Consider the following 22,815-nt stretch of genomic DNA (forward strand, 5'->3'; position numbering starts at 1 on the left):
AATACAAACCTTAAACATAATTGGATGAAAACACTTACGTTGAGAATTGGGATTTGGCTTTTGGGAATGTCGGGTATATTGTTAGCATGTACTTCCCAATCAGCTAAAAACAAGGATATATCTTATGCTTCTATTATAGAAGTCATTGAAACTAATGATACGATTCTGTCTGGAGAATTGATGGCAGTCTGCGCAAGATGCGATATTCCCGTGACGTCAGTCTATCGATGGAAAAATCATTTAATTGTCTATGATGTTATGTCCGATTCAGAAATTGAGGGTATCCGGAAGCAACTTTCGGCTGTCTCTCCGAATTCTATAATCAAAATATATGAAACACCTTTTTATGTCTTCGACAGGAACTGTTGTGAATCGAAGACAGAAGCTGTAAAGTGGAAACATACCATTATGACAGCTAATCTGGTTCAGGATTCGGTAATGCAACAGGAATATATGGATTATCATGCCACTCAGTTCGAGAAGTGGCCGGAAGTGGCCTATGGTTTCTGCAAAGCCGATTTTCAACAATTACTGGTATTCAGAAATGGGAGACAACTGATGTTGGTTATCAGCATACCCGAAGGCAAGAGTCTGGACGAGTTGGATCCGAAAACAACAGAAAACAATCCGAGAGTAAATGAATGGAACACCATTATGGCCAACTATCAGGAAGGTATAGAAGGAAGTGCTCCTGATGAAAAATGGGTTTTATTTAATCCTGTCATGAATAATAAAGAATAACTATGATACAAACAAACTATCAATTATTTGATTTCCTCGATTTTAATCCGGAACTGAATGAAGGAGATAGCTTATGGAGAGCCTGCCGCCCTATTGCCATTGAAGAAAGAGACGGGGATATCTACATTACGGTTCCCTTTCAGAAGCAAAACAATTCCAATGAAATAACTCCGGACCTTACCGAAGCCAGGAAAAACTATTTATTAAGATTAAGTGCTTACGGTGATAAGATACTTCGTGTTTCTATGGAAATCGGTGATGAAGTGATGGAAACTTCTGAAATGCTCCAGTTGGATTCCCGCTTGGGAAAGATGCCTCTTACTTATGATAAAAAGCAGGAAGAATGGATTATCAGAAATCTGGAAGGGACTAAAAAGTCGGTTGTGAGTTTTAGTGAACCGGAAATAGAGTGGTGGAGTGATCTTCAACCGGCTCCTCAGGAAACAATTGATATTCGTTTCTTTCCGGACGGAAAGCACGAAGTAAAAATATCGGCATACGATATGTTTTCACCTGCCCGGCACGATGCTTTTGCTCTCGCTTTTGTAGAGAGAAAGGGCAAAGCGGCCCGTGCAACTCTTTCTTTTCATGCAAAAGCAGATGAATGTTTTTATGGAACCGGAGAACGGTTTGCTAAAATGGATCTTTCAGGAAAAACGATTCAATTGCGGAATCAGGATGCTCAGGGAGTCAATAACCGGAGAGCCTATAAAAACATTCCTTTCTATTTATCCAGCGAAAATTATGGCTTATTCCTCCATACTTCATCATTTGCTAAATTTTCCTTGGCCGACCATTCCACCCGTTCTGCACAGATAATGGTGAATGAGGCGCTTATAGATTGTTTTATTATCGGTGGTGAAACTCCGGAAGAAATATTATTCGGTTATCGTCAGTTAAGCGGATTTCCATCGATGCCTCCGTTGTGGAGTTTTGGTGTATGGATGAGCAGAATGACGTATTTCTCGGCAGATGAAGTGAAACAGATATGTGATCGGTTACGTGAAGAAGATTATCCTTGTGATGTTATTCATCTGGATACCGGCTGGTTTGAAACTGATTGGCTCTGTGAATGGAAATTTAATGAAGAGCGTTTTCCTGAACCGGAAAAATATATCCGGGAACTGAAAAGTAAAGGTTATCGTGTAAGCCTTTGGCAATTACCATATATAGCCTATACTGCCCGGCAGTATAAGGAAGCTACTGAGAATAATTACATCAGTAAGAGTGAGAAAAAGATACAGGGAGCTTCTAATTTCAGTGTGCAGGACTATGCCGGTACAATTGATTTTACTTATGATAAAGCCGTAGAATGGTATAAGAACTTATTGAAAGAATTACTGGATATGGGAGTAGTTTGTATAAAAACTGATTTTGGAGAAGATATTCATCTGGATGCGGCTTACCATTCGATGTCTCCTGACAAACTGCATAATCTTTATCCATTACTTTATCAAAAGGCAGCTTACGAAATTACGAAAGAAATCACCGGTGATGGTATTATCTGGGCACGGGCTGGTTGGGCAGGATGTCAACGTTATCCTTTGCATTGGGGAGGAGATTCAGCTTGTTCATGGGATGGCATGGCCGGTTCTTTGAAGGGAGGACTTCATTTAGGCTTGTCAGGCTTCGGGTTTTGGAGTCATGATGTACCAGGATTTCATGGTGTACCTAACTTCATGAATTCTGTCTTACCGGACGATATATATGTCAGATGGACACAATTTGGTGTGTTTTCTTCTCATCTTCGCTATCATGGTTCTGCCAAACGGGAACCTTGGTATTATCCTGAAATTGCACATATTATAAAGAAGTGGTGGAAATTAAGGTATAAGCTCATTCCTTATATTGTGGAACAAAGTGAAAAAACTACCCGAACTGGATTCCCGGTACTGCGGTCTCTGATCATACAACATCCTGATGATAGAACTTGCAGACATATTGATGACCAGTATTATTTCGGTGATAATATGCTTGTTGCTCCCGTTATGAATGCCGAAAACAAACGGGATATTTATCTGCCGGAAGGAAAATGGGTTCATTTCTTCTCCGGGGAGGTTTACGAAGGCAGGCAATGGTTGAGAGATCAATATGTACCTTTGGAGAAGATGCCGGTTTTTGTAAAATGCGGTGCTTCAATTCCTATGTATCCTGAAGATGTCTGTTGTACGGATCAGATGGACTTGTCAAAAACAGAATATATTATTTACTAATTACTGAATTAAAATAGCAGATGAAAACTTGGAAAGATAATTTTGAAGTTTCAAAGAAACACTATATGGATTGGTGGAATCAAAAAGGTGTTGTGCTGACCATGTGGGAACATTTGGATAAAGATGGCTCTCCACATGAAGCAGTGCAGGCCCCGACTCCTGCCAAAGATATGAATCAGTTCTGGTTTGATCCGGAATGGCGTTCGGAGTATCTTCATTATAAAATGTCGCGGTACTCATATAAGGCGGATATTCTTCCTGTGGCAAATACACAGCTCGGTCCCGGCTCTCTTGGAGCTATTCTGGGTGCTGATCTGGAGGGTAGGGAAGATACGATTTGGATACGTGACAAAAAAGATTTTGATGGAAACATTGTTTTTAATGAAGACGATAAGTGGTGGAAACTTCATTTGGAACTGCTCGCAAAATGTAAGGAAAAAGCCCGGGGAAATTATTTGATTGGTTGTCCAGATCTTGTCGAGGGGTTGGATGTACTTGCCAGTCTGAAAGGTTCTGATAATGTACTGATGGACTTGATGATTGACCCGGATACAACGCTTCATCAGCTTAAAGAAATAAATAAAGCCTACTTTAAAGCTTTTGACCGGATTTATGAGATTATAAATGAAGAGGATGAAATGGCTTTTTGTTATTTTTCGATTTGGGGACCTGGAAAGGTATCTAAATTGCAGTGCGATATTTCGATTATGATTTCCGAAGATGATTTCCGGACATTTGCTCTTCCTTTTTTGAGAGAACAATGTGATTACATAGATTATACTTTGTATCATCTTGATGGTGTAGATGCCATGCGGCATTTGGATGCTGTTCTTGAATTGGAAAATCTGAATGCTGTTCAGTGGACACCGGGAGTCGGCCAGCCTCAGGGAGGAGATGCCCGATGGTATGGTCTTTATAAAAAGATTTTGGCTGCCGGAAAATCAGTGATGGCAAACTGGGTGACATTGGATGAACTGAAACCTCTTTTAGATAATGTAGGAAATCAGGGACTGAATATTCAGATGGATTTCAAATCGGAAAAGGAGATTGATGAGGCTTTGAAAATTATAGACTCTTTCTGAGATGGCGTAATGTATTCATCACTTTAATAGTATAACCCAATAAAACTATGAAAAATCTTATCGAGTTAACGAGTCTGGATATTGTTGTAATTGTTGTGTATATCGTCATCTTGCTGGGAATTGCTTACCGTGCAAGTTTCGGAAAGAAAAAGAATAAAAAGGAAGGTAACCTGTTTTTAGCCAACAAATCACTCGGATGGTTTGCAATCGGGCTGACTATGTGGGGGACCAATGTCGGTCCGTCGATGTTGGTGGCTAATGCCAGTAGTGGTTATGAAAGTGGTATTGTCGCCGGGAATTTTTCTTGGTATGCTTTCCCTTTGATATGCCTGCTTGCTTTTGTTTTTGCTCCCCGTTATCTTGGAGCGCAAGTAATGACTTTGCCTGAATATATGGGTAAAAGATTTGGAGATAATACACGAAGTTATATTGCCTGGTATACTATGCTGACCATTCTTATATCCTGGCTAGGGCTGACTTTGTTTTCAGGGGGAGTATTCATGGCGCAAATACTGGATTTTCCGTTATGGGCATGTATAATTATACTTGTAGTTGTATCAGCAGCTTTTACGATGGCAGGAGGTTTGAAAGCGATTGCTTATACCAATGTATTTCAGATGCTTTTATTAATAGCTGTTTCCATATTGTTGGCTGTCATGGCTATAACGAAAGTCGGTGGCATCCATTCGGTGATAGCACAGACTCCTGCAAGATATTGGAACTTGTTTCAACCGTTGAGTGATCCGGATTTTCCCTGGCTGGCTATTCTGATTGGTTATCCTATCATGGGTATCTGGTTTTGGTGTACGGATCAGTCTATGGTTCAATCTGTACTCGGAGCCAAAAATCTGCAACAAGGGCAATTGGGAGCAAACTTTTGCGGGTGGCTGAAATTAATAGATATTCCTCTTTTTATTTTACCGGGAGTCTTATGTTTTATACTGATTCCTAACTTGCAAAACTCTACTGATGCTTATTTGCAACTTGTTAAGTTGGTGTTTCCTCCAGGATTGATAGGGATGGTAATTGTGGTAATGACAGCTGCACTTGTCAGTACGATTGGAGCTGCCTTAAATTCTTTGAGTACTGTCTTTACGATGGACATTTATGTGAAAAAGATGAAATCGGAGGCTACTGATAAAGAGATTACTGCTATTGGTAGAGTCGTTGTTTTGATCGGTGCTGTTATATCTGTTTTTCTGGCAATCGGTATCACCTTTATTCAGGGACTGAGCTTTTTCAATATATTTCAGTCTGTATTAGGCTTCATTGCACCTCCAATGGCTGTCTCTTTTCTTTGTGCTGTGTTCTGGAAGAAAACTTCGACCCGGGCTATCAATCTGGCATTAACAGTAGGGACAATATTTAGTATTGGCACAGGAGTCCTGTACTATTGCGGGATTATTTTCCAGGGATTACATTATTTGTATTTGTCTTTCTTTATATTTATAATCCTGGCTTGTTTTATTGGGGTGTTTTCACTGGCGGATAAATCTCCGGTAAATTCAAGTTTGGAATATAAAATAATGAAAACCGACAGAAATGTTAAATTGGTATGGGGACTGCTGATTATTGTTATGGTAAGTGTATATATCTTTTTCAATTAAAAATAGGATTAACTCTAATAAAATAATAAACGATGAACGAAATGTTAGAAAAACTCTTCGAATATGTAGAGCTTGGGAAAATCAATCAGGCATCGCCTTTTCCTCCTCAGTTGAAAGGGCAGCCGGGAGCGGATGAGTATACAAGGGAAGCACTGGATAAAGGAATCACTCCCTCTGACATCATGAACCTTGCTCTGATACCCGCTATGAATAAGGTTGGGCAAAAGTTTTCTGAAAATAAAATCTTTGTTCCCCAGATGTTACTTTCTGCAAAAGCTATGAATACTTCTTTGGTGCACCTGAAACCTTTTTTCTCTTCCGGTGAAGTAAAAAGAAAAGGGACCTTCATTTTGGGAACTGTCTTTGGAGATCTTCATGATATCGGTAAAAATCTGGTGGGAATGATGGTGGAAGGTTCCGGTTGGGAGGTTATTGACTTGGGAGTTGATGTGAAAACGGAAAAATTCCTTGAAACACTTCAGCGATATCCGGATGCGGTTGTGGGAATGTCTGCTCTTCTGACAACTACAATGACAAACATGGAGCCAATTATCCAGGCAATAAAGGAAGTGTCTCCACAGACGAAGGTGATTGTCGGGGGAGCTCCGCTTACCCCGGATTTTGCACGATCCATTGGAGCAGATGCTTATGGCTCTGATCCTCAGGATGATGTTGTATGGTTGGAAAGTTTAGTATCTTAAAATAACAATCAGCATGAATTTTATTAATTATATACTCAGAACAAAAGGTTGTCCGGCAATTCCTATCATGATACATCCGGGAATTGAAGCAATTGGCAAAACTGTTAAAGATGCTGTGACTGATGGGAAAACACATTATGAAGCTGTCAAATACCTGGCGGATCTTTATGATTCGGCAGCTTGTACGACAATTATGGATCTCACAGTGGAGGCTGAGGCGTTCGGAGCCCGGGTTATGATTCCGGAAGATGAAATACCCAGCGTTGCGGGAGCAATCGTCCACGATGAAGCATCGGTAAATGCTTTGGAAATACCGGATATGACGAAAGGACGTATTCCTCAATATTTATTAGCAAATCGTCTGGCGGCTGAAAATATTCAGAAACCTGTTCTTTCGGGATGCATCGGACCTTATTCTCTTGCCGGACGTTTATATGACATGACGGAAATAATGATCGCTATCTATATTGATCCGGAGACCATCTTGAAACTGTTGGACAAATGTACCCGTTTTCTGATACGGTATTGCCGGGAACTCAAAAATACAGGGACGGCCGGAGTAATCATTGCAGAGCCGGCGGCAGGGCTCCTTTCGAATGATGATTGCATGACCTATTCTACTTATTTTGTGAGACAGATAGTAGATGCTGTGCAAGATGACGGTTTTGCAGTTATTCTTCATAATTGCGGAAATACGGGGCATGCTACTCAAGCTATGATAGAAAGTAAAGCCTGCGGATTACATTTCGGAAATAAAATCAATATGACGGATGTCCTGAAAGAATGTCCGTCTGATGTAGCCGTTATGGGCAATCTTGATCCTGTAGGCATATTCAAACACGGAACCGGGCAGGAAGTCCGTATTGCGACAAAGAAAATGTTGGCTGACACAAGGGGATATGATAATTTTGTAATTTCCAGCGGATGCGATCTTCCGCCTCATGTATCTCAAGAGAACTTACTGGCTTTTTTCGAAGAAGTGAAGATTTTTAATGAGCAAAACAAGTAGCAATGGTTCAGAGCTTTCAATCCTACCGGTTTGCTTTTGAGGATGTCTGTCCTTCTGTGGAGGAAATAAAGACATTCCTTCAATCTGATAAACTGGATGACGATCACCCTGTGAATGTATTTATCGGAGCTGTATTACCTAAGTTGGCGGATAATCCTGATATAAAAGGGGGGTACATCCTAAAAAGGGTGGAAAAGATGTCTCTGCACGAAGGAATGATTACCGTTGAAGGCCAAGAACTTAAAGTCGGAAGGCAGATCTGCGCTTATATAAAAAAGGCTGAGTATTTGGCTTTGTTCGCGTGTACCGCCGGAAGTTTGTTTAGCCGACTGTCGGAACGGATGAATCAGAAAGGAGACTTTATGGAAGCTTTTATTGTGGATACAATAGGGTCTTTGACTGTAGAAAAGGCAATGGATAAAGTTCAAAAGCAATTAGAACAAATGCTTGGTAACGAAGACTTGAAAATCACTAATCGATACAGTCCGGGATATTGCAATTGGCATTTATCTTCTCAGCAACTCTTGTTTCATTTAATAGGGGATAACCCGACCGGAATATCATTAACAGACTCCTGTCTGATGATCCCTGTCAAGTCCGTCAGTGGAATTATAGGAATCGGTCCTGATGTGAAAAAACGAGAGTATGGCTGTCTGGTTTGCAATAATTCTGTTTGTATTTACCGTAAGATAATTCATAGAAGTTAAGTTCTATAGTATTCTTTGATGTTTTTATAAATAAAGAAGTCCCGGAACTCAATCGTTATAAGAGTTCCGGGGCTTCTTTATTATATTCAGAAAAGACCTATTGAAGTTTTGATAAATCTATTTCCGCATATTTTACCCGTTGCCTTCTCCATGTATAAACAGCATGAAGCTTACCATCTTTTCCCTGAATAATACTTGGATAGGAATATTGACTGATAGGGCTGTCTTCCAATGTAAGCACAGGTTGCCAATTTATTCCATCTTCTGAAATGGCTACACAGAGAGGAGTTCGAGGTCCTTTCGGTGTGCCGGGTAATGTTGAGAAATTATTATAGATGAGCACATGGCGACCGTCCTGCAATGTTACGGCATCCGTTCCCGAGTTATTATTCGGAACATCCAGAAGTGTTACTTTGCTCCAGGTATCGCCATTATCATTGCTCCAGGCTGTAGCAATCTGTGCATTACGTGTGCGGCACAATACTTGTAATCTTCCGTCTTTGTGTATCAGTATGCTGGGCTGTATCGCATATATTGGCTTTGCGCCTTCACCTTTGACGGCTTCGCCGCCTTCCTGATCATCTACGTTGACACCTCCTTTTTTACGGTGCTGAGTAAGTACGGAAAGTTCCGCAGCCAGTGATTCCGTTGTCTTCCAGGTCTTGCCGTTGTCATCGGAAATTTCGAAGTGAATGCGCCATCCCTTGCCGCCTTCTCTACTGGAAGGACAGATGATACGACCGTTAATGTATTCCGGTTTATTCTTGATAGGACCGAGGAAGCCCTCCGGCAATGGTTCACGCCTGCTCCAGGTTTTTCCTCCATCGCGAGAGCGCACGAGCCAGCCTGTCCAGTCGCCTACGCTCAAGCCTATTTTATAGAAGAGAATCAGATCACCTCCCGGAATCTGGAAAAGTACCGGGTTCCAGCAAGCTTTCCGACGGGCAATCAACTTTCCCCGGGCATTTGTCACAGGAGTACAAGTGGAATCAATGCCTGCCAAAGCTGCCTGCGCATCTTTTATTGAGAATACGCCGTCGGCAGCGAGTTGCGGAGAGGTCCATTCTTTGGCACCTTTCGGCTTGCGGCACACCCAGATGCAACAATCCGGATTGCGCTCTTTGGTACCGCCGAAAAATGAAGCGACAAGATCCCCGTTTTTCAATTCTACGATGGTGGCTCCATGGCATTCCGGGAAGGAGGCTTTCTCATATAGGAACTCGTCACTCAGGATAGCTGCATTCCGGGTAGGAATATCTACACTGAAGTGATACTTTCCTGAACCTACCATTTCTTTCCGCCCGCCGGGAAGATATACCTCGCCTGTAGTGTTGGCGGGGAGTTCAATGTCCCATTTCAGATGTGTCGGAGTCTTTGTCCACCGGCTGGTTATTTTTCCGTAGATGCTTGTGTAGGAGGCGTCTACATTGCTTAGTTCCTGAATGTCAAAGGCAGGCTGGAAGATGATATGTTTGTAGCCGGGCTTCCAACGGTCGGCACGGATGCCTGCCAGATTGTTGAAGCACCAGGGAAGCAAATCGCCTAAGAGCATGACGTGGTTTCCACTGTTCATTCCGGGATTTGCTTTGTCGCCATTCCAGAGTTCCCAGATGGTGGTAGCGCCTTGCGCGGCCATATATCCCCACGAAGGATAAGTCTTATTAGTGGCCAGAAGGTAGGCGACATCGGCATGACCACGGCGGCTTAGTTCGCGCAGCAACCATTGTGTACCGATGACTCCGGTGCTGATATGTCCCTTATTGGTAGTGATGATGGTAGCCACGGTATTTTTGGCAACTTCGTCAATGTAGTGTTTGGGGACAAGTCCGAAAGCAAGCGGCAGAATATTAGCGGTAACGGTATTGTTACCGTAGAAGATGCTGTCCGGATATAAAGTATGTCCGGGTACGGGCGAAGTACCTTCCTTCACATGAAGGAAACGTGCGTTGAAAGCATCTTTTATTTTACGTTCCAGTGCTCCCCATTCTTCGGCTTCGGCGGTGAGGCCTTGCAGGCTTGCAAAACGATGCATCAGTTGCAGGACTTTCAGATAATAGGCGGTAGCTATAAGCGCACCATCCGTTTTGCGGGCAGGGTCATTACTATGAATCATTTCCAAAGACTCGGGAGGCACGCACCAGTCACCGTATTTGTCTTTGGTGATGATAAATTCCCGGTTCAGGTAATACTCGTGGATATGAGATACCCATTTCTTTAAAGCCGGATAATTCTCTTCGATTGCGCGCCGGTCACCGTAGTTGGTGAAAAGCATGTCGCATACCAGGGGGAGGGTAGCCGGCCAGGTGACGTTATCCGAATAGTAATTCCAGTAGGCCGGAGCTACATCCGGGATGCAGCCGTCCTCACGCTGTGCTTCACGAATGTCACGTGTCCATTTGTTGTATAGGGCATGATTGTTGAAAAACAGGCTTTCACCCCAGGAACCTATTGCGTGGTCTCCCAACCAGGGTTGGCGTTCGTTGCGTTGTGGGCAGTCGACGGGCATACCTTTATAGTTGCTGCGGATACCCCAGAAGGCATTGCGCAATACCTGGTTGAGTGTTTCATCCGAGCCGGTGAAGGTTCCGGTATGAGCCATTTCGTCATCTACTACTTCAGCTGTAAAATCTTCGGTTTTGGCATTGGGATAACCACTGATTTCCACATAGCGGAAACCGTGGTATACAAAGCGGGGAGCCCAGGTGGCATCTTGTGGTTCACGTCCGCTGACAACATATATATCCGTGCAATGTGCATCGCGCAGATTCTTCGTAAAGATTTCGCCATCCGGTTGCAAGCGCTCGGCAAAGCGCAGCCGGATACTGTCTCCTGCCTGGCCTTTGATACGAATACGTAGCCATCCTGCCATATTCTGACCGATGTCCAAAATGTGTTTGTCTCCCTGTTTCCGGATAGAAACAGGCTTCAGGCTTTCCGTAACTTTCATGCCCGGCATCATTTGCGCACGCAAGGTTCCTGAGGGAATGCTGACGCGCTGTGCGGATATCCAATTCGTATCATCGTAGCCTGTCCGGTTCCAGTCTCCTAATTCCTTGCGTGCATCGTATTCTTCGCCATCGTACTCATTGTTGCTGCGGATAGGGCCTTCGGTGGTTAGTTTCCAGGAGATGTCCGAGGAGATTGTCTGCCTGCTGCCGTCCGTATATTCAACAATCAGATTCAGGCGTAGTTTGGGATAGCCGAAAGTAGGTATCTTGTAGGGTTTGTAATTCTGGCGCATGGTGTAGAAGCGTCCGTTGCCGAGGATGACACCGATGGCATTTTCTTTTCGGAGTTGCGGGGTGACGTCATACGTGTTGTACAGAATAGTTTTCCGGTAATCGGTAGGGGCGGGTGCCAGGACTTGTTCACCGATGCGCTGACCGTTGATAAAGAGTTCGTAAAGTCCCATTCCGGCAATGTGTACCGTGGCTCGTTTCACTTCTTTGGTCAGTGCAAACTCTTTGCGGAGGTAGCGGGCGGCAAGGCGGCTCCATTGTGTTTCGCTGTCACCGGGGGCGGGGCGGTCCAGGCCGATCCACTGCCCTTGCCAGTCGGCTTCATTCAGTAGTCCCATGCTCCAGGAGGCGGGTTCGCTCCAGTCGGTTTCATTGGTATGGGTATAGACTTTCACTTTCCAGTAGTAAGGGGTGTTGCGCTTCAACGTTTCACCTTGATAAGTGATCCATTGGGAAGTGTCTGTTTTCACCTTGCCCGAATCCCAACAGTCTGCTTTGCCTTGTGCCAGGAGTTCGGGGGAGGAGGCTACAAGAACATGATAGGCGGTTTGCATCACATTTTGCTCGTCCGATTCGATGCGCCAGCCCAGACGGGGGTGGCGGATATCGATTCCCAGTGGATTCTTCAATTGCTCTGTTCGCAGGTCGGTGACGCGCAAGGCTGCGTGTGCCGTACAGGCAAGGAGGAGTAGGGAAAGAAGGGATATTGATATCTTCTTATTCATATTGATTGCGTTATGATATTGAGTAATAGTTCAAGATTGCTTTTATAAATGATAATTTAGCGGCGTAGCGCTGGAGCAAGGTTCCCTTTCGGCATACTCATTGACGTGATAGTACCTGGTAGGCTGAAAGCCTTTTATCTTATAGCCCAGGGCAACGCCCTGGGGGATTGCCATGTGTTTCTCTTTGCGCCCTGTAAGGGCATAACAGCCCACATGGGCTTTTGCCCTTACAGGGCGTAAGATTGTGGGATCATCCATTACCCAGGGTGTTACCCTGGGCTGTAAGATAAAAGCCTTACAGGCTTAGGAAATGCACGCTGCTAAATTATCATTGATGTAGTGACGTTGCACTTACTTTTTCTCCCATCGCTGTTGTGCATCGGGCAGTTCGTCCCATTCCTTATTTACATAGTCTTTACTGCTGTCCACTACAATCAGGATATGATCGTTTCCGCTGCTGTAGCCGCTATCGTGCTGGAAATTGTGTATTCCATTGTCAAACTCACCGATATATTCCAGTTTGCCGTCTTTGGTGGTATACCACCAGGCATTCTTTCTGGCACCGCTGATTTTGCTGAAATCTACTTTCATCGGGCGTCCGGTGTAGTTGTACACCATCAGATAATCTTTGCCGCGTGTGGCGATGGCACGGTCGTAGCGTTCTCCGTTTGTGCCGGCAATGATGGACTGGTCGGGTACACGTTCGAAGAAGGGGAAAGTTAGCATCAGGTTTTTGAGATACTTCATTTGGTTAAAGCCCGGATTGTTCAGGGCATCGTACCAAGGTTCCTTTGCACCGTATGCACCGCCAACACCGGGTTTGAGGAACTGCATGATGGAATTATTACCGTAGGTATGTCCGAAGGAACCGGCAAATACCGACCAGTAGGCATAACGGCGCACATCGTAATCTTTCCAGCGCAGCTCATTCTCATCGTGCAGACCGTGAGGAATTTCCTCGTAGATAGGCTCACCGTCGATGACGGGTTTCATGGGGTTTGTGCCCATACTGCGTTCTACGAAGCGCCAGTTATCTTCTTCGGTATTCTCTTCAATCGGATAATCACCGTCACCGAAACGTTGTCCGTAGCGGCGATGCCCGCTTTGGAACATGTTGAAGTCCAGCCAGGGAGCGGCATTGAACCACGTTGAGGAAGTGGTGCGGCCGCGTGGGTGGAAGGTCATCAGGTGGTTCTTGTCTATTGCTTTGATGGAGGTGGCGAGAGCTTCCCATTCGGCGGTTTTTACGTCGCCACGAATATCACCTCCGATGAACCAGATGATATTCGGCTCGTCTTTGTAGCGCTCGGCGAGGAATTTGCCGTAAGCCTTGGCTTGGTCTACGGTCATTTCGCCACGGCTGACGGGGCTTCCCCAGATGCAGACCATGCCGATGTAGATGCCTTTACGGGCAGCGGTGCGGATGATGTAGTCCATATGGTCCCAATAGCCGTAGACGCCCGGGCGGTTGATGTTCTTGAAGTTGTAGCCGTCGGTCATGGAATATTGTCCGTAGGCGTTTATGGAGGGGACATTGTTCAGAGTCTGAACTTGAATGACGTTATATCCCCGTTGTTTGCACTGTTCCAGATAATACTCGGCTTCATCGCGGTTCAGGCGCTGGGGCAGTAGCCATCCGGTTTCGCCCAGCCAGAAGAAGGGAGTGCCGTTTTCATGTTTCAGATAGCGGCCTTCTTCGGAGACCATTAGTTTGCCATTGTTCCAGGGGATATACGTTTTCTGTGTTTTCTTCTGTGCAGAGGCGGGCATTGCCACAGTCAGCAAAAGTAGAAGAAAAGGGATTAGTTTGAATGTTTTCATTACGATTTGAGTTATTATTGGGTTATTGTTATTTGGGTGATGTTAGTTAAATGATAATTTAGCGGCAAAGCCGCTAAATTATCATTTTGCTCTTTCTTTCATTCGTTCATATTCTATTGCCGCCAATATGAACGCCCCTACGGATTTGGGATCATTCTCTATCACGGGTTCGCCAATGTAATACTCGAACGAGCCGTCACGATACTTTCCGGAGTTCCCGCCCAGTCCGGCTACGGCGCAGCAATTGGTCAGGGTGTAAGTGTCGTCCTCTTCAAGACGGGTGAACTCACGGGTCATGCCGTCGAATGCTTTCTGCACGGGGGCGATGTATTCATTTCCGATATATCCCCGGTTGATGGCTTTGGCAAGTGTGTACACGAACAGGGCGGTGGCTGATGATTCCAGATAATTACCCTTGCGTGCTCCCTGGTCGGTCACTTGATACCAGGTTCCGGATTGCGGGTCCTGATACTTCACCATTGCCTGTGCCAGACCTTGCAGAATTTGTAGTACACTGTCACGTCCTGCGGTTTCTTGTGGTAAGTAATCCAATACATCCACTATGGCGGCTCCGTACCATCCGATGCTGCGACTCCAGAAGTTGGGTGAACAACCTGTCTCGGGATTCGCCCATTTCTGTTCGCGGCTCTCGTCCCAGCCGTGGTAGTAGAGTCCGGTTGCAGGATCGTGGGTCTTGCGGGCTATAAGTAGAATTTGTTTCACAGCTTCGTCCTGCAGGGCCGGCTCCCCGAAAGTGGCGCCATATTGCGCCAGATAAGGAGAGGCCATAAAGATACCGTCCAGCCACATCTGATGCGGATACCTCAGCTTGTGCCAAAAACCGCCTTCGCTTGTGCGGGGTTGCTCCCTCATTTGTTTGCGCAAGGTGTCCATGGCTATTTTATAGCGTTCATCTCCCGTCCGGGCATAGAAGTCGAAGAGAATCTTTCCGGCATTGACGTTGTCGATGTTGAATGAAAGATATTTCATGGTCAGGATGCGTCCGTCGGCGTCAATCAGGCTGTCGGCATAGATTTTGGCGTAGTCGTAGTAGGTGCTGTCGCCCGTATGCTTCCATTCTTCGAGCATGGACTTTACTACCAGGCCATGGGTATATCCCCAGCGGGGTGTCCGAGCCTTTTCAATCATCCAGGGTTCGGGGAAACGCTCCATTTCGGAGCGTGCCATGCGCTCGCTCCATTTCTCGGTCTTTGGTTTTTGGGTGGCTGTGCAGGCCATGAAACAGGCAATTCCGCACACCGTCAGTAGTTTCAGTGAGATACGATTCATATGAGTTCAGTATTTAGTTTCCAATCAATGTATATTCTTGTCCTGCCTGGGTGGGCAGATCGTATAAATAAGTCTTTGCTATTTCCACTTTGTTCAACTTGGCTTCGGGGCTGATTAACGGCCGGGCAATGACGGGAACTGCATAAAGCGGGTTGGGATTCTCACCTTTGGCACGTTTCAGACCTTTGCCTGTCAACGGACTCGCTGAGCGAAGGCGGCAATTGCCTCCTTTATGAGATTTTACCACCAGACGCTTCACTTTCCCGTTTTTCCAACTGAGATCCAGTTCGAAGCCGCCGCGGGCGATGATGCCGCGGACTGTGCCCTCCCGCCAGAGCGTGGGGAGTGCGGGCAGAAGGTAGATGAAGCCGTCGTGGCTCTGCATCAGCATCTCGATGATGCCTGCGGTACAGCCGAAGTTTCCGTCGATCTGGAAGGGCGGGTGTGCATCGAACAGGTTGGGGTAGGTGCCTCCTTTCTTCTTTTCATTACGCACGAGGGTCAGCTGGTCTGTAATCAGTTTGTAGGCATGGTCGCCGTCGAGGAGGCGTGCCCACAGGCAGACTTTCCATCCCATGCTCCAACCGGTGGAGGGGTCGCCGCGGTGGATGAGTGAGGTGCGGGCGGCATCAAAGAGTCCGGGGGTGCGGTAAGGGGATATCTGGTTGCTGGGGAAGAGGCCGTAGAGATGGGACACATGACGGTGTACGTCGTTCGGGTCATCCCAGTCGTGCATCCATTCCTGTAGCTGACCCCAACGGCCCACTTGCATGGGAGGCATTTCGGAGAGGCGGCGGGAGAGCCGTGCGGCAAACTCACGGTCTGTAGCCGAGACTTCCGTTCCCGGCATCCCTGTCCCCGACATCCCCGTCTCCGGCGTCTCCGTTCCCAATATCTCCGTGGCGGAGATGATGGCCGTCCAAAGGTCGAATATCAATTGGTTGTCGAGGGTGCATCCGGCAGCTGTGGTAGACTTGCCGTTACTGCCCGAATGCACGTTCTCGGGTGAGTTGCTGGGACAGACCACCAGCCAGTTGTGCGCAGGTTCCTTCACCATGATTTCGTCGAAGAAGCGTCCGGACTCTCTCAGGATGGGATAGACGGAGCGCAGGAATCCGGTGTCTCCGGTGTAGAGGTAACGTTCCCAAAGATGCCGGCAGAGCCATGCGCCGCCGCCGGGCCATAAGCCTGACGGGGCTTTGTCCACTGCGCCCGTGATGCGCCATATATCGGTGTTGTGATGCAGCACCCAGCCATTGGCTCCATACATGATGCGGGCGGTTTCGCGGCCTGTTTCGCTGACTTCGCGTATCAGACGGAACAGGGGTTCGTTCAGTTCGCTCAGATTGGTGACTTCCGAGGGCCAATAGTTCATTTCGAGGTTGATGTTGCAGGTATATTTGCTGTCCCAGGAGGGGAAGAGCTTGTCGTTCCAGATTCCCTGAAGATTGGCGGGTTGCCCGCCGGGTTGGGATGAACAGATCAGGAGGTAACGTCCGAACTGGAAGTAGGTGGCCACCAGATGCGCGTCATTGGTCTGCTTGAAGTTCTCCACGCGCTTGTCGGTGGTCACGTGTTCGTAGCGGTTGTCTCCTAAATCGAGAGAGGCGCGTGTCAGGTATCGGCGATAGAAGTCCGTATGGCTCTTCCGGGCTTCGGCGAATGAATGTGCCGTTGCTGTTGCCAGATAATCTTTGGCACGTTCGGAGGGATTGCCTGTGATGTCCTGATAGTTATTGAAGTTGGTGGCGATGGAGACGTAGACGGTGGCTTCGTCGGCTCCTTCCACGGAAAGCACACCGTCGGCACACGACATCCGGCCGCCGGTGTTCCGGGCGGTCAGTCTTCCTTGAAACTCCACCTTGCCTTTCAGACCTTCGTGCAGGGAAGATACGCCGGAAAGTGTTACGCAGGGGAGGAGGGGGGAGGTGTTTCCGATGTTGGCGGCTTCGGGAGTGATACCCGCAGCTTCGGAAGTGATGACGACATCCTGATGGGGGGAGGTGAGTTGGGCATTGAAAGTAATCCGTCCCGGACGGTTGGCGGTGAGGCGTACCATGACTACCTGGTCGGTGAATGAAGTGATGGTTTCGCGCCGATACTGCACTCCGTCCACTTCATAGCGGACGAGTGTACGGGCGGAATCGAGGCTCAACTCCCGGTAATAGTTTGTGTAGCGGGTGTGTCCGGGAAACGCGATCCGCAGGTCGCCGAAGCTTTGATAGGGCATTCCCGAATTGGTCTTTGCCATTACCTTCTCGGTGGCGAGGGTCTGTGCTTCGAGATATTTGCCGGCAAATACCAGGTCGCGTACCCGGGGAATGTATTCCAGTGCATTGGGGTTGGCGTTGTTATTGGGACGTCCCGCCCAGATGGTTTCTTCGTTCAGTTGTATCTGCTCCGTGGCGGGCGTGCCGTATACCATGGCTCCTAACCGTCCGTTCCCTAAAGGGAGGGCTTCCGTCCAGACTTGTGCGGGGCGGTCGTACCAGAGTTTGTATTCCTGTGCGGAGGTATGTGGGGCTTGTGCCCGGAGGCACCCCGCAGATAACAGGACTAACAGACAGTTGATGAATCTCTTTCTGTTCATTGTCTTTCGGTGTTGCTTTATAGTTTATGGTAAGATGACGGATGAAGGAGAATTTTGTACCCAGGGGGGGAGTTGCTGACAACGGAAAAGAAAAAGAGGCAAATGATAAGCGATATTTTAGACACGGATTACACGGATTACACTGTTGTTTTTATATACTGCAACAGTGCAATCCGTGTAATCCGTGTCTAAAATATATTAATAACGGGAAAGTAATGAGTTTTCACCACAGAGTAACACAGAGTCTCACGGAGTTCTATTCTTTTGATTTCAAATTGATTAAACTCTGTGATACCCTGTGTTACTCTGTGGTGAATTAATTCATAACCGCGTAGGAATGAAATAAATTATTGCTTCCCGGCATGTCGGGAACAGAAATTATGCTTACCTTTGTGCGTAATCGGAAGACCAAGACAGAAACTCTAAAACAAAGGTTATGGTACAGAAAGACAGATATATACGATTCGACTGGGCGGTGAAGCGCTTGCTGCGCAACAAAGCCAACTTCGGCGTGCTCGAAGGTTTCCTCACCGTGTTGCTGGGCGAGCCTATCCGCATCGTCGAGATACTGGAAAGCGAGGGTAACCAGCAACGTGAAAACGACAAATTCAACCGCGTGGACATCAAGGCGCGCAACAGCAAGGACGAAATCATCATCGTCGAGGTGCAGAACACGCGCGAGATATACTACTTGGAGCGCATCCTCTTCGGCGTTGCCAAGGCCATCACGGAGCATATCGAGCTGGGAGAGCTTTACTCCCAAGTGAAGAAAGTGTACTCCATCAGCATTCTCTATTTCGACATTGGCAAGGGGAACGATTACCTGTACCACGGTCAGAACTCCTTTGTGGGCGTGCATACGGGCGATTTTCTGGAGGTCACTACCAAAGAGAAGGACGCCATCGTGCGCAAGTTGCCCGCTGAAATCTTCCCCGAATACTTCCTGATTCGTGTGAATGAGTTCAACAAGGTGGCCGTCACCCCGCTTGAGGAGTGGATAGAGTATCTGAAAACCGGTATCATTCGCCCCGATACGAAAGCTCCCGGGCTGGAAGAGGCACGCCGCAAACTGATTTATTATAATATGGACAGGGCGGAACAATTGGCGTATGACGAACATATCAATGCCGTGATGATTCAGAATGATGTGCTGAGTACAGCGGCGGATGAAGGAAGAGAAGAAGGCAGACAGGCAGGTTTGGCGGAAGGCAGGCAGGAAGGGCTGGCAGAAGGCAGACAGAAAGGGCTGGCAGAAGGCAAACAGGAAGGTTTGGCAGAAGGTATGCAGAAAGGTATGCAGGAAGGCAGACAAGAAGAGAAAATAGAGAATGCCCGAACGATGAAATCCCTGAACATCCCCTCCGCAGTCATCCACCAAGTGACGGGTTTACCCATCGAAGACATAGAAAGACTTTGAATTAAGACATAGAAAGACTCTAAATTTGCAATCCGGTTTATAGCCGGTTACGTAACACCGAAAATCCCCTCCACGCTGCCTGCCCCGGTCTGCGTGGAGGGGATTTCATTCTTTACTACGATGGCACGGCGGGTGTCAAGAGGCAGGCACTCAAAACTCCTTGCGCTTCCGTTCAAAAATGCTTGCGCTTCCGTTTAAAAATGCTTGCGCTTCCATTTTTAACTCCTTGCGCTTCCATTTTTTGCTCCTTGCGCAAGGAGTTTTCCGTCGGCTTTGCGGGTTCATAAAACGCCCTGCCTTTTGCGTCTCCTTTCGGGAACTCTGCCGATGGAGAGGAGGGGCAGGGCGGTTCATTGAAGAGAGATTCTGTTTTTTACATCCCTCCGGGCGTCACGCTGCCGCTTCCGAGGGCGGGAAGGGTGTAGGACTGGCCGTAGTAGTCGGTGACACTGCCGGTGCCGGTGGGGAGCTGGGGCGTGAAGGTCCATTTTGCGCCGCCGTTAAGGGTGAGGGTGACGGGGACGGGGGTGCCGTTGGCGTCCGCCACCGGGAGGAGGAAGACATCCCTGTCCTTGTCGGCGGCGGAGAGTTGGAGAGGGGTGGTAGAGTAGTTCGGACCAGGCAAGGACATGTCTCCAAGCTGATAACTCGCGTAGTATCCGTAATTTTCCATCTCCAGGCTGTATCCGGCAGGGATGCGCAGGCGGGAGCATCGGTAGGTGAAGCTGAGCGTGAGGGGCCGGCTAAAATCGCCGGAAACACTGGACGCCTGCATCACCGGGACGGAGGTGCCGCTATCGGGAGACGGGATAGTGATTATCCCGTTCTTGTCCGGCTTGCCATTGCCTGTGTAGTAGGCGTAGATTTTTACACTTATGAATTTGCCACTTCCTCCGAGGTTGTCGTAGATAAGGGTGCGGTTGAAGTGATAGCTGCCGAAGGTCTTTAGTCCGAACTCGTCGGCTTCGTTCTCGGTGAGGTAGCGCCATGTGGTGCCGGTGTATTTTAAGGCGGAGTAGTAGGGTCTTTCCCCACTTCCAGTAGTGAAACTGGCATACAGCCACACCACATCCCCCTTTTCCCACTTCGTCTCCTTTTCCGTCTGCAGTGCTCGGGTGTTTGTACTGTTTTTCCCGTCGGGCATGGTGATGGCTGCCTGGGTGAATGCGGGCTTCGGGGCGATGGTGATGCAGAGTGAGTTTCGGGCGTCTGCCGGTTGGGTTCCGTTGGCGGGGCCTTGGGGCATTTCGTCGTCGGTGGCGGTGCAGCTCCACGCCGCGAGGGCGGAGAGCACGAGTAAGAAGATGTTGCGTATCATAGGGTTATATTGTTTTTGCAAGTTTATAAATCAGGTGGATTGAGGGGATTGTTAATAGCCGTTGTATTCCATATCGAGTGCGGGCCAGGTGGGGTCGGTGGTGAGCCAGATATTATCCAAATGCATCCTCCAACCACTTACACTGATGCCGTAGGCAGGCGTGGCGGAGGCATCGTAGAGGGTGGTGGATACAGGGTAATTGATGCCACTCTGCACTATTACATTCCTTATCTCCCTCTCTCCCGGCGACCTGTTATAGACAATATCCCCTGATGCCGCCTCAAGCCCCGACGTCCCGGCGCCTCCGTTTCCCGCACCGAAACAAAGATTTGTGTTCCTATCGTTATTATATCCCCCTATAATAGCGCCTGCATAACCTTTTGCCTTGCTGCCTGTGGTGGCGGCTGTGGCTGTACCCCGGGCATAACTGTATTGGAGGTATCCCCTATCCTTGTTATACCCCACCAGCCCACCGGCATAAGCGTTCACGGCATCGGTGCCCGTATAGGTGACACTTACGTTGCCCGTCGCCATGCATGCTTGGATGTAGGAATCATTGGGTTCGCTGGCGTAACTGTTGCGTCCGGCTATCCCCCCGGCGCAGAGGGCCTGAGTATCCGTCGATGTCCCCGCCCCGGTGAGGCTCACCTCGCCCTCGGACTGGCAGGCAAAGAGGGTACTAGCCTCGCGATTATCTCCCACGATTCCCCCCGCATAGGCCCAGCCGTCGCCTTTCAGCGTCACATCCGCCTTGATGTTCACCTTCGTGCGGCAACGGTTGATGGAACAGCCGTCGCTCTCGCCCACCAGCCCGCCGAACCTGGCGCTACTGCCGGACAATGTGGCTTCTATCGTTCCCTCCGCCGAGCAAAGGGTCACCGTTCCGCTATGGACATAGCCGGCAAGAGCGCCGGTGCATAAGCCAGTCGTGCCCGTTATCCGTACATCCCGCAGGTGGATGCCCGTCAGCAAGGCGTTGCCAGTGATAGAGCCGAAGAGCCCGTTATTACCCGTCCCGTGATTGGATTTGATGCGCAGCCCCGAGATGGTATACCCGTTGCCGCAATAGATGCCTTCGTAGGTGGGAGCGTAGACGCCTACCTTGCTGCCTATCGGCACCCAGTCCTCCGCCAGCTTTTGCAAGTCGGGGTGGGCGGACCGGGCAAGGTCTTGCAGGTCGATGTCCGCCGTTTGCAGGGCGTTGAGTTCGGTCTGTGCCGTGTTGCCCGTCACCCCGTCGCCGTTCACATCGCGGGCAAACCGTGCCAGGTCTTCCGCCGTGCGAATCAGCCGGAACTCCTTCTTGTCAATCTTCGTGGTAAGGATGCCGTCCTGCCAGGGCACGTCGCTGCCGGTCACCGTCACTGCCAGGCGGTTCGCCTCCACGGTCACGTTGTAGACGTATTCGTGTCCGCCCTTCAGCATGCTGCCGCTCGCCGCCATATGCCCCAGTTCGGTGCCATCGGAGAGCCGGACTTTGATGAATGCTTTCCCGCTTACGTCCTGCGGGGGCATCAGGGCTTCGTAAGCTACGACGTAGCCCGTGGGGGTGTCGGCACAGCGGTGGGGCGTGATGGTTTGCGGTTGCAAGCCATTAGGTTCAGGCTTATGGGCTGTCAATGTCCCGTTCTGCGGGTCGATGTCCGCTCTTGTAAAAAGGTTCTTGTCGCCCAACAGCACGGAGGCGCCTACCACGTCCTCATCCGTGAGGGAGCCGCCGGAACGCAACCGCAGGACGACGCGCGCCATGCCGTGGCGGAAACTAAGCGCGGGATTGCTGCGGTAGAGTGTCTGTGCGGTATAGACATAATCGCTATACTTATACTCACGGTCATCATTCTGTGCTGCACTTACATAGACTTCGTATAAGAACGCTCCGTCCCCTGCAGAAGAGATACAGGCCGTGGGACCGTAAGCAAGGAGGCTTTTTTCGGCTTCTCCGTCTTGCCACACGGGAGGTGTGGGGTCGACGTTCGCGCCTTTATTGCTGGGGTCGTGCACAAAGCCACGGGCTGTGCTGTAAACGAAGGCTTTCAGCTTGCCGTCCATGTGGACGAGAATCTGGTCGCCTTCCTCGAAGGTTCCGTCGGGGATGGCACGTGAAGCGGGAGCATTGCCGTTGTCGTGCCCTTCGCGTGCGGCGATGGTGGCGCCGAAGGTGACGGAGGTACCGTCACCGCCGATGGCTGTTTCCGGATCGTTGTCCGCGCTGCACCCCGTGAGGGTTGCCAGTGTCGCCGTCAGCATTGCCGTCATCGTTGTCGCCGTGGCAAGCCACCGGCGGATGCTGTGCCGCCGGATGGCTTTCGGGAGGGTATGGTTGTGTATATTCATGTTCTCTTATGCTTTTATTTC

General features: G+C 48.6%; 15 protein-coding genes and 1 pseudogene. 8 read left to right on the forward strand and 8 right to left on the reverse strand.

Features of this window, described 5'->3' with window-relative positions:
- The first annotated feature begins 24 nt into the window (after positions 1–24).
- The 7 genes and pseudogenes from BUC01_RS04075 to BUC01_RS04105 all read left to right on the forward strand — a co-directional run bounded on the left by BUC01_RS04075 (position 25) and on the right by BUC01_RS04105 (position 8,060).
- On the forward strand, positions 25–741 hold the full coding sequence (locus tag BUC01_RS04075; protein WP_081795829.1) for an L-rhamnose mutarotase: 717 nt from the start codon (positions 25–27) through the stop codon (positions 739–741).
- Between the two features lie 2 nt (positions 742–743).
- Positions 744–2,954: a glycoside hydrolase family 31 protein gene (locus BUC01_RS04080; RefSeq protein WP_025833495.1), complete on the forward strand. Its 2,211-nt coding sequence runs from the start codon at positions 744–746 to the stop codon at positions 2,952–2,954.
- A 20-nt stretch (positions 2,955–2,974) separates the two neighbouring features.
- Positions 2,975–4,033, forward strand: a pseudogene (locus tag BUC01_RS04085) (corrinoid protein); the annotation flags it as partial.
- 50 nt (positions 4,034–4,083) lie between these two features.
- Positions 4,084–5,643, forward strand: a complete 1,560-nt coding sequence (locus BUC01_RS04090) for a sodium:solute symporter family transporter (RefSeq protein WP_025833493.1) — start codon at positions 4,084–4,086, stop codon at positions 5,641–5,643.
- Between the two features lie 32 nt (positions 5,644–5,675).
- Entirely contained in the window at positions 5,676–6,344 is a 669-nt protein-coding gene (locus BUC01_RS04095; protein WP_025833492.1) for a cobalamin B12-binding domain-containing protein, read from the forward strand.
- A 13-nt stretch (positions 6,345–6,357) separates the two neighbouring features.
- A complete protein-coding gene (locus BUC01_RS04100; RefSeq protein ID WP_034524534.1) occupies positions 6,358–7,353 on the forward strand; it encodes a methylcobamide--CoM methyltransferase in 996 nt (331 codons plus the stop codon).
- 2 nt (positions 7,354–7,355) lie between these two features.
- Positions 7,356–8,060 carry a vitamin B12 dependent-methionine synthase activation domain-containing protein gene (locus tag BUC01_RS04105; protein WP_025833489.1) on the forward strand — a complete coding sequence of 235 codons (705 nt, stop codon included), beginning with the start codon at positions 7,356–7,358 and terminating at the stop codon, positions 8,058–8,060.
- Positions 8,061–8,157: 97 nt separating this feature from the next.
- Here BUC01_RS04105 and BUC01_RS04110 read toward each other — a convergent pair whose 3' ends face one another.
- From BUC01_RS04110 to BUC01_RS04125, 5 genes are all read right to left on the reverse strand, one after another.
- Positions 8,158–12,024 (reverse strand): family 78 glycoside hydrolase catalytic domain, encoded by a 3,867-nt coding sequence (locus BUC01_RS04110; RefSeq protein WP_073312788.1) that lies wholly within the window; start codon positions 12,022–12,024, stop codon positions 8,158–8,160.
- A gap of 42 nt (positions 12,025–12,066) precedes the next feature.
- On the reverse strand, positions 12,067–12,282 hold the full coding sequence (locus tag BUC01_RS25060) for a hypothetical protein (protein WP_139261797.1): 216 nt from the start codon (positions 12,280–12,282) through the stop codon (positions 12,067–12,069).
- A gap of 93 nt (positions 12,283–12,375) precedes the next feature.
- Positions 12,376–13,845, reverse strand: coding sequence for a glycoside hydrolase family 140 protein (locus BUC01_RS04115; protein ID WP_025835440.1), 1,470 nt, complete (start codon positions 13,843–13,845; stop codon positions 12,376–12,378).
- An 81-nt stretch (positions 13,846–13,926) separates the two neighbouring features.
- Entirely contained in the window at positions 13,927–15,135 is a 1,209-nt protein-coding gene (locus tag BUC01_RS04120) for a glycoside hydrolase family 88/105 protein (RefSeq protein WP_025835438.1), read from the reverse strand.
- A gap of 13 nt (positions 15,136–15,148) precedes the next feature.
- Positions 15,149–17,725 (reverse strand): glycoside hydrolase family 95 protein, encoded by a 2,577-nt coding sequence (locus tag BUC01_RS04125; RefSeq protein WP_073312789.1) that lies wholly within the window; start codon positions 17,723–17,725, stop codon positions 15,149–15,151.
- A gap of 436 nt (positions 17,726–18,161) precedes the next feature.
- Between BUC01_RS04125 and BUC01_RS04130 the strand changes: the two genes are divergently transcribed.
- A complete protein-coding gene (locus BUC01_RS04130) occupies positions 18,162–19,142 on the forward strand; it encodes an Rpn family recombination-promoting nuclease/putative transposase (protein ID WP_073312791.1) in 981 nt (326 codons plus the stop codon).
- A gap of 47 nt (positions 19,143–19,189) precedes the next feature.
- Here the strand turns inward: BUC01_RS04130 and BUC01_RS26060 are convergent, their stop codons facing one another.
- The 3 genes from BUC01_RS26060 to BUC01_RS25780 form a co-directional block, all read right to left on the reverse strand.
- Positions 19,190–19,318 carry a hypothetical protein gene (locus tag BUC01_RS26060; RefSeq protein WP_262484049.1) on the reverse strand — a complete coding sequence of 43 codons (129 nt, stop codon included), beginning with the start codon at positions 19,316–19,318 and terminating at the stop codon, positions 19,190–19,192.
- A 197-nt stretch (positions 19,319–19,515) separates the two neighbouring features.
- Entirely contained in the window at positions 19,516–20,460 is a 945-nt protein-coding gene (locus tag BUC01_RS04140) for a hypothetical protein (RefSeq protein ID WP_025835434.1), read from the reverse strand.
- 51 nt (positions 20,461–20,511) lie between these two features.
- Positions 20,512–22,794, reverse strand: a complete 2,283-nt coding sequence (locus BUC01_RS25780; protein ID WP_317044862.1) for a fimbrillin family protein — start codon at positions 22,792–22,794, stop codon at positions 20,512–20,514.
- Between the last annotated feature and the right edge of the window lie 21 nt (positions 22,795–22,815).

Source organism: Bacteroides stercorirosoris, from assembly GCF_900142015.1.
Lineage (GTDB): Bacteria > Bacteroidota > Bacteroidia > Bacteroidales > Bacteroidaceae > Bacteroides > Bacteroides stercorirosoris.